A 17,705-nucleotide genomic window follows, 5' to 3' on the forward strand; every position below is an offset into this window, starting at 1 on the left:
TAATCATGAAAAATTCAAAAATGATACTCGCTGCAAAATCAATTGATCCTAGCTTTGGAGATGGCTATCTCCGATTTCAACTCAATAAACAAGCCCATGCAGTTTTGCCGATGAAGTATACGCAAGAGGCAATTGTTGCACCTGTGGAGGCCGTAACCTCCATGCCCAACATGCCCTCCTGTATACTCGGATTGATGAATTGGCGCAGTCATATAGTTTGGGTAGTTGATTTGCCAAGGATGTTCAATTTAGAATCCTTAGACTATAGATTTCGTCAGTTCAATATCGTGATGATTCGGGTGGAATCACTGCTTCTAGGCTTAGTTGTCCAAGAAATCAAAGGTACAACTAAATTCATGCCAGATGAAATTCGCTCTCCTGTTGGACAAGTCGCCTCTAGTTTAGTTCCGTATTTGCGTGGATGCGTTGTGCAACAGAAAGAAGTATTGCTGGTGTTAGATGCACAAGCGATTGTCCAATCTTCTATTTTGCATGGTAACTAGGGTGTACTACTATAACTACGGTATTTTTAGGGTTATTCTCCACCTATTCTGGGAAACTATTTTATGTTTAATAAAACGGACGCGACTAAGAGTAGTGATGTTGAAAATCGAAAATCAACGATTACTTCTCAAAAACTCACAAATAGTGTAGTGCAACTACCTACATTGACTAACCACGGGCAAACAGACACAGATTCTCGCTTGAATCGGATATTGGCTAATTTTAAGCGGCTGAGTTTGGGTACAAAAGCCACAGTACTGGCGATCGCCATTGGTACACTCCCAGTATTGGGGATTGGAGTGCTGGCATATCAAATTTCTAAGCAATCAATCGAACGTAAAGTTTCTCAATTACAACAATCTCAAACTGAAGACTTGGGAGACAAAATAAACCGTTTCCTGATTGAGCGATATGGAGATATTCAGTTTATATCTAATTTGCCAATCCTGATTAATTCCCAAACTAGAGCGAACACTTCCCCTTCCGAAAAACAAGCAATACTGGACAAAATTATCGAGTCCAAAATCATAGATGGAACTACTATCTATGAAAGCATAGCCGTCTATGACTTAAACGGTAATTTGATTGCCCAATCACAAGCAAAATCTATTCCTAATGTCAAAGATCGCACATTCTTTAAGAATGTACAACAAAGCGATCGCCCATATATCAGTCAACCAGAACTATCACCAACTACAAATAAAGTAAGTATTTTTATTGCTGCACCTGTTAAAGAAAATGGCACAGGCAATACAATTGCCATAGTTAGAGTACGTATGCCGATCAAACCGTTGGAAGAGTTGGCAAAAAGTTATACAAAAACAGTGGAGGAATATCTCTTTCTTGATAACTCTGGCAAGATTTTCATCGCCTCAGAACCAGACCACGTAAATAGCAACATCAAAATAGATTACCCAGACGTATATAAATCACTACAAAAATCTAAAGAAAAAACTGTAGTTGGATTAGATCCGGTGCATGGCGATCGCCAGCAGTTGTTAAGCTACGTACCCATTAAACCCCTTAAAGGTTTGCCAGATTTAAAATGGGAAATACTGCTAGCAACTAATACATCAACAGCATTTGCTGCTCAACAAGAATTATTATTGACTTTCGCTATTGGTACGGGACTAACAGCAATCATCGTCGCCGCGATCGCAGCCTGGATAGCTAAACGTGCAACAGAGCCAATTTTGCAAGCAACGGCAACAGTAGAAAAACTGGGTCGGGGCGAACTCAACACCCGTCTGTATGTCCAAGGAGAAGACGAACTCGGAGTCTTGGTTGCGAACATTAACCAAATGGCATCACAACTAGAAGCTTCAATCAAAGAGCAAGAACAAGATGCAGAGCGGTCTAAATTACTTGCAGATATTACCTTAAGGTTACGCAGAAGCCTGCAAGAAGAAGACATTTACAAAACAACAGTCAGAGAAGTTCGGCAAGCACTCAAAACAGACAGAGTAATTGTTTATAAATTTAATTCCGAAACATGGGATGGCGATGTCGTCGCCGAAGCAGTCAGTACTAGTTTTCCGAAAATGTTAGGAGTACAAATAGATGACCCTTGTTTTCGAGAACGCCATGTCAATGCTTACAAAGATGGTCGGGTGCGGGCGATCGCAAATATCTATCAAGACCCCCATCTGAGTAATGCTGAATGTTACATCAGAATGCTGGAAAGATTTGCCGTCAAAGCAAATTTGATCGCACCAATTGTGCATCAAGAAGAACTAGTAGCCTTATTGATTGCCCATCACTGCGATAGCCCCCGGATTTGGCAACAAGCGGAAATTGATTTATTTAAACAGCTAGCAACTCAAGTCGGCTACGCGATCGAACAAGCCAAGTTACTACAAGAGCTAGAAAGCGCGAAAATCATCGCCGAAAAATCTACTGTAGATGAACGGCAACAAAAAGAAGCTCTGCAAATGCAGCTGTTGGAATTACTCAGCAACGTAGAGGGTGCAGCTAGCGGCGACTTGACAGTACGTGCTGATGTGACTGCTGGTGAAATAGGTACTGTTGCTGACTTTTTCAACTCTATTGTCGAAAGCTTACGAGATATCGTGACCCAGGTCAAAATCGCTGCTAACCAAGTAAATCAGGCGATTGACACAAACTCCGGCGCAATTCACCAACTGGCAGAAGAAGCATTAGCACAAGCCGCCGAAATTGACAATACCCTGAGTGCAGTTGATCAAATGACAGCATCTATTCGAGCCGTAGCAGACAGCGCCCAGCAAGCTGCTACGGTTGCTCAAAATGCTTCAGCTACTGCTGCGAAAAGTGGTCAAGCAATGGATATGACAGTACAGAATATTCTCCACCTCCGAGAAACTGTGGGCGAAACCGCCAAAAAAGTCAAACGCTTGGGAGAATCGACACAACAGATTTCCCGCGTCGTCGCATTGATTAACCAGATTTCCATGCAAACCAACTTGCTAGCGATCAACGCTGGGATTGAAGCAGCAAGAGCAGGTGAAGAAGGGCAAGGATTTGCTGTTGTTGCCGAAGAAGTCGGAGAACTCGCAGCGCGTTCAGCCGCCGCAACTAAAGAAATTGAACAAATCGTTGAGAACATCCAACGAGAAACCAGTGAAGTAGTGCAAGCAATGGAAGTAGGAACCGCTCAAGTAGTGGAAGGTACACGCATTGTTGAAGAAGCAAAAGGCAGTCTCGGTCAAATTTTGGAAGTTTCACGGCAAATTGATGCTCTAGTGCAGTCAATTTCTACCACTACAGCTTCTGGAGTGGAAACATCACAAGTAGTCAGCGAATTGATGAAACAAATCGCGATCATTTCCAAACGCACCAGCGATTCTTCCTTACAAGTCTCTGAATCTCTGCAACAGACTGTGAAGATTTCTCAACAATTACAAGAAAGTGTGGGTACGTTCAAGGTCAATTAATTATTGGTCATTAGTCATTTGTCCTTGGTTATTTGCCTATGAGAAATGACTAATGACTAATAACTAATGATAAATGACTAATGATAAATGACTATTGACTCTTGACCAAGGACAAAAACTATGTCACAGGACAAAGAATTAGAAATTCAGATGCAGTTTCTGGAGGAAGCAACAGATTATCTGAATACACTAGAAGGAATATTACTCGAAATTGAGACTAATCACCGCATAGCTCCAGACAAAATCAATGCTGCCCTGCGAGCTGCTCATTCCATTAAAGGTGGTGCAGGAATGATGGGATTTCGCTCCCTTTCAGATTTAGCCCACCGTTTAGAAGATTCTTTTAAAGTATTAAAAACTCGTAAAAATTCTTTAGAAATTGATACAGAATTACAAAGTTTATTACTATCTGGAGTTGATTGGCTGCGTCAGATAGTCGATTTGCATTCAGAAGGAAATACTATTGATGAACAATGGTTAAGTACTTTTTGTTACCCTGTTTTTGAAGAACTACATCAACTTTTAGGCGATCCGACTCCAGAAGACGCTACCACTATCCTCTCACCGGAAGATGATGGGCAAAATATTATACCATTACTCTTTGAAAGCGAGGTAGAGGGATGCTTACAACGCTTAGAGGCTTTCTTGGAAGAGAATCAACAAGCCTGTCTCAAAGAAGAAGTTGCGATCATGGCAGCGGAGTTAGGTGGCTTGGGGGAAATGCTCCAGTTAGAAGCATTTACGCAGTTGTGCGAATCAATCGCTCATCATGTCGATCATGCTCAATCGGAGGAAATGGAAGAAATTGCCCGTGCTTCCTTGACAGCATGGCGGCGATCGCAAGCATTAGTACTCACGAATCAACTCGATAGTTTACCCACAGAGCTTGATTTAGAACAAACTTTCATTCAACTCTCACCCCATCCATCACTAACACCAGAAATAACTCCACAGTTGCAAACAATAGCAAGCACCGTAGAAGATGAGATTCTCCAAGCAGAAGTTACCGCAGAAAATTGGCTGGATGACGAAATTATTGCCGCAGACTTTGAAGCCTTAGAAGCAGCTTTTGCTGATGATAGTAACTCTTTTGCTGATGAACTAAGTGAGCCTAATCTGATCACTGCGAAAGAAATTCCCGTTACAGATTATAAATTTGTTGAACCAAAACGGGAGCCAGTAGGTGTAAATAAAGAACGTGAAACTCAAGAAAATACCGTCCGAGTACCTAGCAAGCAGCTCGAACAAATTAATGACTTGTTCGGAGAATTAATTATTCAACGCAATGGGCTAAACTTACAGCTAGAAAGACTACGTAAACTAATTCGCAGTCTTAGTCAGCGCGTCCAAAGTCTGGAAAGAGAAAATCAAGAACTACGGACAGCCTATGATCGAATCGCTACCCAAGCTGTGATTTCAGCCGAAGTATCATCATTGCCATTGCTGGGAAATGGTGGCGATCGCTTTGCATTTGACTACACCTACCAGACACAAGACATAGAAAGCAGGTTTGATTCCCTAGAAATGGATCGTTACAACGAATTAAACCTGCTGTCACAAGAAGTTATGGAAACGATCGTCCAGGTGCAAGAAGTCACAGCTGACATCCAACTCAGTGTAGACGATACCGACCAAATCTCCAGAAAGCTCAACAAAACTTCCAAGCAGTTACAGCGAAAGCTTACACAAGTCAGAATGCGACCTCTATCTGATATAGTTGATCGCTTCCCCAGAGCTTTGCGTGATTTATCTGTGGAGTTTGGCAAAAATGTCCAGTTAAAAATAGAAGGCGCTAACACCTTAATTGAACGCAGCATCTTAGAGGCTTTGAATGAGCCATTAATGCACCTGATGCGAAATGCGTTTGACCACGGTATTGAAGACCCTGCCACACGTCGCGCTTGTGGTAAAGCAGAACAAGGAACGATTGAAATTAAAGCCACCCATCAAGGTAATCGCACCATAATCACCATGAGAGATGATGGTCGTGGCATTTCCTTAGAGGGAATTCGCACCCGTGCCTTAGCTATGGGCTTAGATGCAACTCTGTTAGCTCAAGCCAGCGATGAAGAACTATTATCCTTGATTTTTGAACCAGGGTTTACTACTAAAGACCAAGTCACAACACTGTCCGGTCGTGGTGTAGGTATGGATGTGGTTCGCAACAACCTGAAACACGTACGTGGAGACGTCAAAGTTGATACTATGCCGGGAGTGGGAACTACCTTTACTTTATCTGTGCCATTTACTCTTTCTGTGGCCCGTGTACTGTTAGTAGAAAGTAACCGTATGCTATTGGCATTCCCCACAGATGCAGTCTCGGAAATTTTCCTCCTGCAAAATGAGCATGTTTTCCCAATGGCAAATAGCGAAATGATCAACTGGCAAGGAACCATGTTACCGTTGATTCGCCTCAGCCGCTACTTAGAATTTAATTGCTACCGCTATGACAATCCAAACCTGGAAACACCTCCAGCAATCAATGCTGCTAGCATATTAATTATTGAAGGCAACAATCAACCAATCGCACTGCAAATCGACCGTTGCTGGGGTGAACAAGAAGTTGCGATTCGCCGTGTTGAAGGAAATATCCCTCTACCTGCTGGCTTTAGCAACTGTACAATTCTTGGTGATGGTCGAGTCGTGGCTTTAGTCAATGTCAGCGAGTTACTATATTGGATTGCTGCTAATGACCGTACACCCAGAACCAATCAACTACCATCAGCAAGGTTGAAGACTATATTCCTGACTCCATCTGAGGAAAAAAACCCAGACTCATTAAAAGACCAAAAAGGGACTATCTTAATTGTTGATGATTCGATTAACGTCCGGCGCTTTTTGGCCTTAACTTTAGAAAAAGGAGGATTCTTAGTAGAACAAGCCAAAGATGGTCAAGATGCTTTAGAAAAGTTACAAAGTGGCTTAAAAGTTCAGGCTGTAATTTGTGATATTGAAATGCCACGGGTTGATGGTTATGGCTTTTTAGGTCGGGTTAAATCAAACAATGAATTTAAGAATATACCAATTGCCATGCTTACCTCTCGTAGTAGTGACAAGCATCGACAGCTAGCAATGCAATTAGGTGCGAAAGCTTATTTCTCAAAACCTTACAATGAACAAGAATTATTGAGAACACTGGAAGAATTAATTTTTCCTTTAGCAGGAGCAAATAAAAACTAAATTCAGTTCGTGCGAATTAAGTATAATTCCACGCTACAACTGAATTGATAGGTAGAAAAAACTTTAATATCTCCATCTTTACATTAGGCTGCATGAGGATACTACATCTTACCTCTTCATGCAGCCTTTTAAATATGTTGGTTGTTGATTGTTAATTGTTAAAAACCAATGACAAATGACCAATAATTCTGAGCAGGGTAAAGAGCAAGCAGATTTATCTGTGGAGCAAATCCAAAATCCATAGACGCCCTACCCTAACGGGACTATGGGCCAATACGGTTCAGTTAAGAAGAAATGTAGGTTGGGTTGCAATACGGTTCGGATAAGACAAATCGATTGACGTTTAAATCCTGTAGAGACGCGATTTATCGCGTCTCCACAACCCCAAAATCATGACGAAAAATTCTTAACCGAACCGTATTGGGTTGGGTTGAGTGCAAGCGAAACCCAACAAAGCCTTGATAATGTTGGGTTACGTTCCTCAAACGCCAGGTGCTACAACTCTTGGGACCCCCGCAACGCACTGGCTCCCCAACCTACGCTAGTTTTAGTTTTTAGCCTTAACTGAACCGTATTGGACTATGGGCGGCTACTTCTGCAAGTAGACAGGGAGTGTCTACCCGTAGGGTAATCCAAAATCTAAAATCGGATGACCAATCAAGGCAAAATAATAGGATTTGTATAGGATCGCTCTTATTAACATTTACAACATGTTGTTATAATATTGTGTCTGCTTTATTACCAGTAATTACCTCAATAATTTTCTATGTCCAGAGGATTTTATCGGGTTTTTGTCTGTTGTCTAAATTCGAGAGAATGATATAACTTATACTCATTATTTGACAGTATCAGTATCAAATCAGACTTTTTTAGCCTGATTATTCTCTGAAGTAATAGCTATGCTACTAGCAAAAAGGGAAGTACACCGAAAAGTTTGATGTTGAGTTGTGTCCATTCAATTTTTGACTTGAGTTATTAATACAGGGAATTTACTTATGGGTTATCGATTTGATGGTGCTAATAAAAATAAAAATTCCAGTTTGGCATATCCCCTATTACCTTCTCAGCTAATGATTGATAATTCTAGAGTTTCAGAACCACGGAAATTACATATTAAAACCTTATTTTTAAGCAATAAATATTTATTGAGATGGTTTTATAACCTAACTCTCAATCGTAAACATTTAATCGCCTTAATTAGCTGTGAATTAGTTTCTATTTTAGGTATAGCGATTGGAACAAAATTATTTATTCATCAAACTTTAGCAACTCAATTGATTGAACAAACTAAATCTGAACTCACTTTGAAAGATGTTAATTATTATGCTAAATTCAATCAAATGAGTATTGGTTTGCAGAGCCAATCGGAGCATACTGCTCTACTAACAGCAGTTAATTTACATAACTCTGGTAAAAGCTTAGATCAAAAATGGCAATCAGTTATTAAACAAATTCTGAAAAACAAAACTCAGACTTTAAAAGTAGAGTATGCAACTTTAGTTGGTAAAGATTTAAAAATAATTGCTAACGCTAATGCTGAACGTCAGGGAGAATATTTTAACCCGAGTAATTTAGTAAAAGAGGTTTTACTAAATTCTCAATCAATCAAAGCTACTAGAATTATCACTTGGTCTGAAGTCAGTCGAGAGGCTGTTACTTTACCAAATAATTTGGGTAAAAAAGATACTTTAATTCGTTATTTAGTAACGCCCATAAAAGACCTTAAAACAAAATCAGTGATCGGTGCTTTAGTAATTGGTAATGTTGTAAATGAGCAAAATGCGATCGCAAAAGAAATTCCAGGATTGTCAGGAAGCTATAGCGCGCTTTATTTACATCAAGCAAATGGAGAATTCACTCTTATAGATTCCCTATTACAAGAAAAAACAAATAATTTAAATCAAATTAAATCACAGATAGAATTACCTCTAGAAAGTAGGTCTATCTTAGCTGAAGCAGTTGCAGCCAAAACAGGACAAATAGTTACCAAACGTGTTGTTTTGGGAAATCAGCCTTACATTATAGCAGCCAAGGCTTTGCCTAACACAATTATTGGAGATATTGAAACAGCAGATGGGTCTCAAGTTGTTGATAACACACCACCCTTAGCGATTTTATTGCAGGGAACTCCTGAGAAATCTATTAATAACGTATTAACACAAAGTTGGTTATTACAAACTACATTAGTTTTGTTAGCTTTCTCGTTAATTGCTATTTGGACATTCATCTTAAGACGTTCAATCATCAAACCAGTTTATCATTTGCAGCAAGCCACCGAAAAATTTGCCGCAGGCGATCGCAATGTCCGTACTCAAGTTTTCGCAAATGATGAAATTGGTCAACTGGCTGTCAGTTTCAATAAAATGGCAGACTCGATCACAAAAGAGTTTCGTCGTCAAGAAAACGATGCAAAATTCATAGAGCAACTCAATCACATCACTATCAACATACGAGAAGTACTCAGCAGTGAAAAAATTATCAAAACCGCAGTATCAGATATACGAGATGCTCTTGCTTGCGATCGCGTACTCTTTTATAGTTTAGATGACCATTGGCAAGGCAAAATAATTGCTAAATCAGTTGATTATTCTTGGTTAACTGATTCAGAAGAAAATCTTTCTAACCCCTATTTTGGAGAAGAATATTCTGATGAGTTAGCAATAGGTACTGTAAAAACAGTCCATGATATTTACGACAATGATTTTAGTCATTCATACCTGCACCAATTAGAAAGCCAAGCAGTCAAAGCATATTTGTTAACACCTGTTTTTATTAATAGAAAACTATATGGTTTGTTAGTAATTCATCAGTGTTCTCATAAACGTTATTGGCGAGATATAGAAATTTACTTATTTAAACAAATTGCTGTTCAAATTGGTTATGCTCTAGAACAAGCAGAACTGACTCAACAAATAGAACAAGTTCGCCAAACTACCAAAACATCTTCTTGCGAGGAACAGCAACATAAACAAGCTTTACAAAATCAAGTTTTAGAATTACTAGATGATGTTGAAGGTGTAGTTCGAGGTGACTTAACAGTACGTGCTGATGTCAATGAAGGCGAAATCGGAACTGTTGCGGACTTTTTCAACTCCATTGTTGAAAGTCTACGGGATATCATCATCAAAGTAAAAGTATCAATTGTGCAATTAGACGAGGCGATTGGTAGCAACGAAACAACAATCAGCCATCTTACACAACAAGCACTAGGACAAACTACCGAAATTAGCCGCATTTTGGATGCTGTTGAACAAATGACTGTTGCTATGCAAGCAGTAGCGTCTAGCACTCAGCAAGCTGTACAAGTTGCTAACACCGTTGCTAATACCGCCACCGAAACAGGAGAAGCAATGGATACAACAGTGGAAAATATCTTAACTTTGCGTGAAATTGTCGGCAAAACTGCTAAGAAAGTCAAACATTTGGGACAATCTACACAAGAAATTTCGCGTGTAGTGTCATTAATTAACGAAATTTCCATGCAAACCAACTTGTTAGCGATCAACGCAGGTATTGAAGCAGCGCGAATGGGTGAAGAAAGTCAAGGTTTTGTTGTTGTGGTCGAAGAAGTTAGCGAACTAGCAGCACGATCAGCACAAGCAACCAAAGAAGTAGCAGAAATTGTTGAAAACATCCAACAGGAAACCAACGAAGTAGTCAAAGCGATGCAAGAAGGAGTGACTCAAGTTACGCAGGGAACACAAATTGTTGAATATGCAAAACATAGTCTGAGTCAAATCTTAGATGTTTCACGGCAAATAGACGCCTTAGTGCAGTCAATTTCTACCGCTACAATCTATGGAGTCCAAACATCACAAACAGTTAGCGAGTTAATGAAGCAAATTGTTAATACTTCAAAATCTACTAGTGAATCATCTATGCAAGTTTCTAAGTCTCTACAAAAAACAGTGAAGATTTCCCACCAGTTACAGGAAACACTAGTTGGTTTGAAGGTCAATTAACAAGGACAAGGGGGACAAGATATTTTAGATTTTAGATTTTGGATTTGAGATTGAAATCCAAAATGCTCTCCCATTTAAATTGGCGGTTACAAGGGAATTTTGCTCCCAGCTTAAAAATTGTTTTCTTGTAAATGATTATGAAGGTCTGTATTGAGGTTCTCTGAGGTGTCTTAACATCATATTATCAGCGTATGAATGATACGATCGCCTGAGTTTGCTCTGTTTACATTTCTTGAGAGACAACCTTTAAGACTAAGTCAATATTCATTTACAAGGAGAAGGTTCTGATGAGAACTCCCAGAGAGACTTTCAGCAAAGCTTTTGAAAAAGCAACGCGCCGTATCCAAAAGTCTTTTAAAAAAGCAGACACCCTCAATCTCAAGACAACTGGCTCAAGATCAGTAGAAGCGTGGTTTTTAGGTCCAAGAGCCGAAAATGCTGATTTGCTGAAAAGATTGATATTAGAAGCTATCGACTCTCAGGCTGAGTGGAGAAATAGTTATTTTCCTGAAGATCCTTGTCATATTACTGAAGAAATCAAGCGATCGCCAGATTACCAAGAAGCGATCGCTCTCATCGAAGAAGGTTATCACGACTTATTAGAAAGACTGAAGAGATCCGTTCCGTTTTTCAGTCTGCGCTATCAAGGACACATGGGCTGGGATTCTACCATTCCTTCGGTGATTGGCTACTTTGCGGGAATGTTGTACAACGCTAATAATGTGGCTTTTGAAGCTTCTACTGTCACCACAGAGTTAGAAATCCAGGTAGGTGATGATCTTTGCCGAATGCTAGGATACTACGTTCCGCCAGATGATAATGAAAATGATGAACTGCGAGCCTGGGGACATATCACTTGTGGAGGAACTGTTGCTAACATAGAGGCTATTTGGTCAACCAGAAATCTCAAATTTTATCCCATTTCTATCAAACAAGCTTTGTTACATGATCAAAATTTGGTCAAGGTAGCAGCACAGATTAAGATTAATGCCTACTCATCAGATTCTGGAACTTGGACAGAGCAACAGTTAATCAATCTCGACACTTGGCAACTGTTAAATCTCAAGGTTGATGATATCCTAGCCTTATCTACACAAATCACTGAGCAGTTAGAGAACCAAGGCGTTAACGAAAGTGAAGCCTCTACCATTTTATCTATCGCCCTATCCAAGTATTCTGTACAAGATTTAGGCATACAAGAATTTTCCAAACGTTATCTACAAGAAGTTGAATCTCCTGTCTTTTTCGTACCCGGAACCAAACATTACTCATTCCCGAAAGCAGCAGCCGTTTTAGGAATCGGAGCCTCCCACATGATAGATGTGGAAGTAGACGAACATGGCAGAATGAGACTTGAGCCTCTTGAACCTCAACCTCGTCAAGATGGCCTCAAAGGCTATAATCTCCGAGAAGATTTAGAATATTGCCTAGACAATCACATCCCTGTTTATACCGTCGTTGCAGTGATCGGAACCACCGAAGAAAGCGCCGTTGATCCTCTCAAGCAAATTCTGGAACTACGAGAAGAATTCAGCCAAAAAGGATTACAATTTACCGTTCACGCGGATGCTGCTTGGGGGGGATATTTCGCCACCCTATTACGTACCGACGCAGACTTTTATTTACCCTCTCCCAAAGATTCAGCACCCCCGATTTCTCCCTTGAGTGCTTATGTAGAGGAGCAATTTATGGCTCTTCCTCAAGCTGACTCGATCACCGTCGATCCCCATAAATCAGGTTACATCCCCTATCCAGCTGGAGCGTTGTGCTATCGCAACTCAGCGATGCGGAATTTAGTTACCTTCGTTGCTCCCTATGTTTTTCATGGAGAAGCCGAGCCAACTATTGGTATTTATGGAATTGAGGGATCTAAACCCGGTGCAGCTCCAGCAGCTGTATATTTGAGCCATCGCATCATTCGACCCACTAAAGATGGCTATGGTAGGATTTTGGGTCAAGCTCTGTTTAGTGGTGATAAACTCTATGCTCGATTGTTGTGTATGGCTAAAGAGGAAGATCCATTTATTATTGTTCCTCTGACTTTAATTCCAGATTCTATTCCGGGAAATACAGAAGCAGAAAAAATTGAATTTATTCGTCAAAGAGTTGATGGTAAAACGAATGAAGAGATTGAGCAAGATGAACAAGCAATGGCTGCACTCCAAGAACTTGGGCCTGATTTAAACATCTTGATCTACGCTTTCAACTTCAAGATTGATGGTAAACTCAATACCAGTTTAAAGAATGCGAACCTGCTCAATAAACGGTATTATGAGAACTTGAGTATTGATGAAGGGGATGATATTAACAATTACCCCATGATTGTTAGTACCACAGATTTCAACGCTGAAGCTTATGGTTCTTATTTTATTGAACACTACAAGCAGCGTTTAGGTGTGACAGGAGAACCAGATCAAGCGATTACTGTCATCCGTACCGTAGTCCAAGATCCCTGGAAAACTGAAACAGCTGAAGGTTCGTTTATTGATGTCTTGGAAGGCTTAATTCGTGAATCGATTTTGAAGGTGATTGAGGATATTAAAGACGAAATAGAGTAAGCTTATTTCTGCCAAAACTAACCTGAATTTGACTCAATACTGCACATAATAGGATTGTCTGATATTGTTTTGGCATGTAGAGACGTTGCAGTGCAACGTCTCTACAAGGTTTCTGATTATGACAATTCAGGTTTAGATTTAATAAAATCACGGACAACTTGTTCAACAGGACGAGATTGATTATCGACTTGATAATTCATTTTTTGCATCTCTTCATTGGAAATTAACCCAGATAATTGATTAATCGCCTTCCGTAAATCTGGATATTTTTTCAGAATTTCCTGATTGAATATAGGGACAGGTTCATAGGGTGGAAAATATTTTTTATCATCTGCTAGAATGACTAAATCCAAAACAGGAATCAAGCCATCTGTTGAACCACCAGCTATCAAATCTACTTTCTTTTCTTTTAAAGCTTGATACATCAAACCTAAATCCATTTGTTTAGGAGGTTTGGTAAATTTTAAGCTATAAGTCTTAACTAAACCAGAATAACCATCTTCACGTTCCAGAAATTCATAGCCGAATCCTGCTTGTATTTGAGGTGTATATTTAGCAGCTTCGGAAAGGGTTTTAATCTGCCAGCGTTTAGCATCTTCACCACGGATAATCATGGCAAAGGTGTTATTAAATCCTAAAGAAGGCATAACTTCTAATTTAAATTTTTGGTCATATTCTTGTTTGACTTTTTCATAGATAACTTGAGGATTACTAATAGGTTTATGTTTCAATATACTTGTAAAAATAGTTCCCGTATATTCTACATAACCCGCAATTTGTCCTGTTCTCACAGCTTCATGAGAAATTAAAACTCCACCTAAATTAAACCGTCTATCAACCTTGTATTTTGTATGAGATTCAATTTGTTGAGCCAGTAATTCTCCTAAAATAAATTGTTCAGTGAAATTTTTAGCTCCAATCACAATTTTTGGTGGTGTTTGCCAATAATTAAAGGCAATTAATACCAAAATAAGTGATGTTAATATACTCGAACCTATGGCAAATTTACGATTAACTTTTACCGTTTTTCCTCTTTGTTGTGTCAGTTGCTTTTCTAACCATCCCAAGATGAAATCTGCTCCTAAAGCAATGAAAGCAGCGGGTATGGCTCCTGCTAAAATTAGCTGATTATTAACTGTGGAAATCCCTCGAAAAATAAATACTCCTAAACCACCACCACCAATCGCTGCAGCAATAGTAGCAATTCCCACAGAAATTACTGTAGCGACCCTAACTCCGGCTAAAATTACAGCTAAAGCGAGGGGAATTTCTACCTGAAACAGCAATTGTCTATCCGTCATTCCCATTCCCTTTCCCGCTTCTCGAATTGCTGGATCAACGTTGGTAATACCAATATAGGTATTGCGAATCAAGGGAAGCAAAGCGTACAGAGTCAAAGCAACAATCGCAGGAGTTGAACCAATTCCTCCAATAAATGGCACAGAAATGAGAAAGCCAAAGATAGCTAAACTGGGAATAGTTTGAATAGCATTCGCTATATTGAGAATGGGTTGACTGAATTTAGGTTGGCGAGTGATGAAAATACCTAAAGGAATACCAATAGCGATCGCAATTGTCATGGCGATCGCAACTAGTACTAAGTGTTCTCCACTGCGGAGGAGAATTTCTGGAAAGTATTGATTGAAAAACTGGGTTATCTGGCTTTGCATAAATACGAATTGAATATTTCAGTATATCTATTTAACTTCTCCATTATGCAACGCCAAATTTTTAAATTCATGATTTATGGTTCGTAGTAAGGGCTTAAGTCCTGATTTTTTCAGCACTAAAGTGCTTACTACAAACCCTGAATGTTAGTTCATAAAGTTTTATTGCCAATTTCCTACTAAAACGTAGGAAGCCCAAAAATAAGGATGAGGTGGTAAAGACTTCAATTGCTTAAATAAAGGCTGACTGCGAATAGATTCCAGTTGTGATAATTGCGCTGTTCTCAAAGCAGTTAATTTTTGTACTCCTGGTTTTTTCAATTCTTGATAAAATTCACCCATGAGTTGAGCTGTGGAAGCATCACTGACAGGCCAGAGAGTTGCAAGAGTACTGCGTGCGCCAGAACGAACAGCTGTTCCTGCTAAACCTAACATCGCTCTTTCATCACCAGTAGCAGTTTCACAAGCACTTAACACTAATAATTCTAAATTATTTTCCTGCTCTTTTAATAAAGTACTCAACTCATTAATACTGATACTTTTACCATCCCCTGTAATGATAAAATTCTTTTGCGGATTAGAACTAAATAATCCGTGAGTTGCGAGGTGAACAACAGGAAAATTAGATTTTAGTTTCTTTTGAATTGTTGTAGTAGTAAATTCTTGATTGAGAAGTTTTTGCGAAGTTGGAAAAGCTTGCTTGATTTCATCTAATTCTTTTGGCACATTTACTAATGCCGGAAAAATTTCTCCTTGGATTTGAATTTGTTTACTGACACCAGCAGCTAAGACTTTGATGTTTTTTCGCTTGAGAAATTTGGTATCAATTAGTTGTAAACTTGGCACTAGAGCAATGCCATATTTCTCAATCAAATATTCTTGACCATTATATAGAGCTGCCATTGGCACTTTTTGTAATCTTCCATTGAGTACAAAAATTAAGTTGTTGATTTGCTTGGCATTTAACTGTGGTTCTAAAGGTTGAATTAACCAATTATAAAGCTGTCCGAATATTGGTAATATTGCCTGAATATTTTCTTTTAATTCTTCTGGATCTGGGTTAGAAGTCGATAGAATATTGCGAGCAGAGTTATTGACAGTGACGTTATCTAAGTAGTCATAAAGTCGATCCAGAGTGTTATTAACTTTCTCTTCACTCACAGGAATTGTGACTTGTTGTAAAGTTTTTCCTGGCAAAGAAAGAATAATTTCTAAGCGATCTGGAAAAATAATTGGGTAGATAACAGCTGCTTGAGAATCAATATCGTCTATCTGAACTGCAACATCTGTTTCTTGGGAACAGGGATCTTGAAAGAAGTTATCAAGTTCTGCTAATTGCCAAGATTCGATCACCCGACGAGCAAATTCTAAACGATTCTTGGGTTGATTTTGCTCATATTTTGACTGGTTAATATTGGGATTTGCAATTACTAAAGAACTCAATTCACTTTCACTCAGTTCTGATTTTAAGAGTAAATTCGCTAGTTCTGTATAAACTGGTTTGACCTCTTGAACAAAATTAAACTGCACATCTCGATTATTAGCATTTAAATCAGTACGTAGGGATTGGAGAGTATTATATGCTGCGGTGTAAGCTGCGATCGCTCTTTTGTTTTCTCCTTTTTCTTGTAGCAAACTACCTAATTGCGATTGCCAAAGATACGTAATTTCTCGCCCATCGCCTGTAGTATTTCGTGATTGAGATAACATTAGAGCTTGTTGAGTCAGAGCGATCGCTTCACTTAAGTTTTTTTGTTGCTGATAAACTTTCCCCAGATAGCCTACAACATAAGCCTCTGCACGTTGATCTTTTAAAGTCCGTGCTTGTTGAAGTGCTGTATCCAAAATAGATTTGGCTTTGTTTGCTTGTTCTGTATTAATCAAAGTGTCAGCAAAGTAAATCTGAGCATAAATGGTTGCATGAGATGGAGTAATAGTAGCCAAGGAAGACTCAATTTGACTTTGCAAAGTTTGTACATCCTGACTTAGTTTTAATTCCAACTCAGACAAAAAATCTTTAGCACGTGCGATTAACTTAGACTCACCAAATCTCGACCAAGAAACAATACGGCGATTTGTTTGTTCTCGCCACCAAGCTTGATTTTCTAGTAAAAGTTTGTAGTGATTCAGTTGTGCTTGAGTTTTGACAATTGCTGGAGCTGAGGTTACGGCTGCTGCTTGTGTATAGTATTGAAAAGCTTTTTGATCAGGTGCTAAGGCTGCGTCCTGAGATTTTTGGTCAATAATTGCTGTAATTTGTTCATAATCCCAGCGATCGCGAATTTGATTTCCTAAAGTCCGTTCGGTATTACCCAAACTTAACAACACAGCACTTGATTGGGGTGATTTATCTAGCGCTGTCAAACTCAATTGCAAAACTTTCTGAGACTGTTCTAACAACCCTTGTCTGCGGAAAACTTCACCAAGACTACGTAAACCAGTAGCCTGAGTGAGTGAAAGAGAATTTTGCTGTTGGGTAATATTCGTGAGAAACTTGTCTATCTGGGCTGGGTTACATGTGGGATTAGCAACAGCAAAGGCTTGGAGTAGAGTTTTACAAGCTTTAGGATACAATCCTAATTCTTGCAAAGCTTGGGATTGATTAATCAAGCTCTTTGTCACACCTTCTTTGTCGCCCATTTGCTGATAAGCTTGAGCTGCTGCTTGCCAAAGCTGAATCGCTTGATCAAAGTTGCCGATGTTATAACTTTGTTGTCCTTGCTGTGCTAGTTGTAGCGCCTGATTTGATTTAGAATTCGACCAAGCCGGAAGACTTAAAGTTGAAAGTAATCCAAATAGGGCTGAAATCAATAAGATAATTAGACGACGGTATTTTCTAATAATCATAAGCTTTTCACCTCAATCGGGTTATAGAAATCGACCACAGATGCACAGTCTTCTTAGTACAAAATTGCATAAATT

The 17,705-nt window shown here is 39.2% G+C and carries 7 protein-coding genes; 5 read left to right on the forward strand and 2 right to left on the reverse strand.

Annotation, left to right across the window (positions count from 1 at the left end):
• The first annotated feature begins 5 nt into the window (after window positions 1-5).
• The 5 genes from ACE1AT_RS02335 (at window position 6) to ACE1AT_RS02355 (ending at window position 13,116) form a co-directional block, all read left to right on the forward strand.
• Window positions 6-503: a chemotaxis protein CheW gene (locus tag ACE1AT_RS02335; RefSeq protein WP_374865704.1), complete on the forward strand. Its 498-nt coding sequence runs from the start codon at window positions 6-8 to the stop codon at window positions 501-503.
• Between the two features lie 63 nt (window positions 504-566).
• Complete coding sequence (locus ACE1AT_RS02340; protein WP_374865705.1) at window positions 567-3,416, forward strand: methyl-accepting chemotaxis protein; 2,850 nt, start codon at window positions 567-569, stop codon at window positions 3,414-3,416.
• 120 nt (window positions 3,417-3,536) lie between these two features.
• Window positions 3,537-6,596 carry a response regulator gene (locus ACE1AT_RS02345; protein WP_374865706.1) on the forward strand — a complete coding sequence of 1,020 codons (3,060 nt, stop codon included), beginning with the start codon at window positions 3,537-3,539 and terminating at the stop codon, window positions 6,594-6,596.
• A 995-nt stretch (window positions 6,597-7,591) separates the two neighbouring features.
• Window positions 7,592-10,558, forward strand: coding sequence for a methyl-accepting chemotaxis protein (locus tag ACE1AT_RS02350; protein WP_374865707.1), 2,967 nt, complete (start codon window positions 7,592-7,594; stop codon window positions 10,556-10,558).
• A 287-nt stretch (window positions 10,559-10,845) separates the two neighbouring features.
• Window positions 10,846-13,116, forward strand: coding sequence for a pyridoxal phosphate-dependent decarboxylase family protein (locus ACE1AT_RS02355; protein ID WP_374865708.1), 2,271 nt, complete (start codon window positions 10,846-10,848; stop codon window positions 13,114-13,116).
• 116 nt (window positions 13,117-13,232) lie between these two features.
• Here the strand turns inward: ACE1AT_RS02355 and ACE1AT_RS02360 are convergent, their stop codons facing one another.
• Entirely contained in the window at window positions 13,233-14,786 is a 1,554-nt protein-coding gene (locus ACE1AT_RS02360) for a glycine betaine ABC transporter substrate-binding protein (RefSeq protein WP_374865709.1), read from the reverse strand.
• A gap of 159 nt (window positions 14,787-14,945) precedes the next feature.
• Entirely contained in the window at window positions 14,946-17,630 is a 2,685-nt protein-coding gene (locus ACE1AT_RS02365; RefSeq protein ID WP_374865710.1) for a CHAT domain-containing protein, read from the reverse strand.
• Window positions 17,631-17,705: the final 75 nt, after the last annotated feature.

It is taken from the genome of Pelatocladus sp. BLCC-F211 (genome assembly GCF_041928655.1).
Taxonomy (GTDB): domain Bacteria; phylum Cyanobacteriota; class Cyanobacteriia; order Cyanobacteriales; family Nostocaceae; genus Pelatocladus.

Bases quoted from the DNA above. Each gene is read 5' to 3' on its own strand.
- ACE1AT_RS02350 (WP_374865707.1), top strand. From the start codon at position 7,592: ATGGGTTATCGATTTGATGGTGCTAATAAAAATAAAAATTCCAGTTTG.
- ACE1AT_RS02365 (WP_374865710.1), bottom strand. From the start codon at position 17,630: ATGATTATTAGAAAATACCGTCGTCTAATTATCTTATTGATTTCAGCC.
- ACE1AT_RS02345 (WP_374865706.1), top strand. From the start codon at position 3,537: ATGTCACAGGACAAAGAATTAGAAATTCAGATGCAGTTTCTGGAGGAA.
- ACE1AT_RS02340 (WP_374865705.1), top strand. From the start codon at position 567: ATGTTTAATAAAACGGACGCGACTAAGAGTAGTGATGTTGAAAATCGA.
- ACE1AT_RS02360 (WP_374865709.1), bottom strand. From the start codon at position 14,786: ATGCAAAGCCAGATAACCCAGTTTTTCAATCAATACTTTCCAGAAATT.
- ACE1AT_RS02355 (WP_374865708.1), top strand. From the start codon at position 10,846: ATGAGAACTCCCAGAGAGACTTTCAGCAAAGCTTTTGAAAAAGCAACG.
- ACE1AT_RS02335 (WP_374865704.1), top strand. From the start codon at position 6: ATGAAAAATTCAAAAATGATACTCGCTGCAAAATCAATTGATCCTAGC.